Here is a 1,419-nt window from a genome sequence, read left to right as displayed (position 1 = left end):
GACCGTATTCTGCAAGAACGGTGATATCACGAATCCCGAGCTGTCTGGCGGTAAAATGCCGGACGCCGGAAGGAATATGACCTGGGACCTACGTGCGCCCGCACCGACACCCTCACACCTTCGAGCTACTGTTGCCATTAAGGGGTCGTTTCGTGGTGCTGAATTTTGACGATCGGGGTACCGTCACCCATCGGGCGATATTGGGGGAAACCTGTACGGTGCTGGAGATGGCCGCAGGAACCTGGCATGCCGTGCTGTCGCTGGATACCGGTGGCATAATTTTTGAAGTAAAACACGGTGGCTATCAACCCGTGGCTGCCGATGACTATGCGCACTGGGCTCCAGCGGAAGGAGAACCAGGAACCACGGAGCTTATGGCCTGGTATGCGCAAGCGCAGGTGGGCGACAGCACTTTTGCCGTCTAAGGCGATAAACAAAAACGGAATGAGTTTCCCCATTCCGTTTCCGCTATTACAAACCGTCGGTGACGATTTTAGCCGCCGACGCTAATACATCGCGACGGCTTTCTGCCTTAGGTTGAGGCTGGGTGAAGTAAGTGACCAGAATCAGCGGCGCACGATCTTTTGGCCAGATCACCGCGATATCGTTGGTGGTGCCATAGCCACCGCTGCCGGTTTTATCCCCCACAACCCAGGAAGCAGGCAGTCCAGCCTGAATGCTCGCTGCACCGGTGGTATTGCCTTTCATCCATGTCACCAGCTGCGCCCGTTGGCTGTCGCCCAATGCTTTACCCAGCGTCAGATTCCGCAGAGTTTGCGCCATTGCCCGAGGTGAAGTGGTATCACGCGGATCGCCCGGAATGGCGGTGTTTAACGTCGGCTCGGTACGGTCGAGACGGAACGTTTCGTCTCCCAGCTGTCGGGCGAACGCGGTGACGCTAGCCGGGCCGCCAACGTGAGCAATCAGCTTATTCATCGCCACGTTATCGCTGTACTGTAGCGCGGCCGCGCTAAGCTCAGCCAGTGACATCGTCCCATTGACGTGCTTTTCCGCAATCGGATTATAGTTAACAAGGTCAGATTTTTTGATCTCAACTCGCTGATTTAACAGATTCGGTTCGCTTTCACTTTTCTTCAGCACCGCGGCCGCGGCCATCACTTTACTGGTGCTGCACATCGCAAAGCGCTCATCAGCACGATAAAGTATTTGCGAATTATCTGCTGTGTTAATCAATGCCACACCCAGTCTGCCTCCCGACTGCCGCTCTAATTCGGCAAGTTTTTGCTGTACGTCCGCCGTTTGCGCATACAGCGGCACACTTCCTAACAACAGCGTGACGGTTGCCGTCGCCATCAGCGTGAACTGGCGCAGTGATTTTTTAACCATGGGATTCCTTATTCTGGAAGATACGAAATAACAACAACATGAATAGTCCCTAAATTCCACGTGTGTTTTTTA

At 54.3% G+C, this 1,419-nt stretch carries 1 protein-coding gene and 1 pseudogene; one reads left to right on the top strand and one right to left on the bottom strand.

What is annotated here, in order from left to right; translation table 11 throughout:
- Window positions 1-80: 80 nt before the first annotated feature.
- Window positions 81-425 (top strand): annotated as a pseudogene (locus KHQ28_RS27835) (WbuC family cupin fold metalloprotein); the annotation flags it as partial.
- A gap of 46 nt (window positions 426-471) precedes the next feature.
- Here KHQ28_RS27835 and KHQ28_RS27830 read toward each other — a convergent pair.
- Window positions 472-1,347 (bottom strand): extended-spectrum class A beta-lactamase CTX-M-15, encoded by an 876-nt coding sequence (locus KHQ28_RS27830; protein ID WP_000239590.1) that lies wholly within the window; start codon window positions 1,345-1,347, stop codon window positions 472-474.
- Window positions 1,348-1,419: the final 72 nt, after the last annotated feature.

This window comes from Klebsiella sp. 28, from assembly GCF_018223905.1.
Taxonomy (GTDB): domain Bacteria; phylum Pseudomonadota; class Gammaproteobacteria; order Enterobacterales; family Enterobacteriaceae; genus Klebsiella; species Klebsiella pneumoniae.
Note: the sequence above shows the minus strand (reverse complement) of the source record. Positions and strands in the feature narration are given on the sequence as shown.

What these genes read in the sequence shown, in the direction of transcription:
- KHQ28_RS27830 (WP_000239590.1), bottom strand. Translation starts at nt 1,347, where the DNA reads ATGGTTAAAAAATCACTGCGCCAGTTCACGCTGATGGCGACGGCAACC.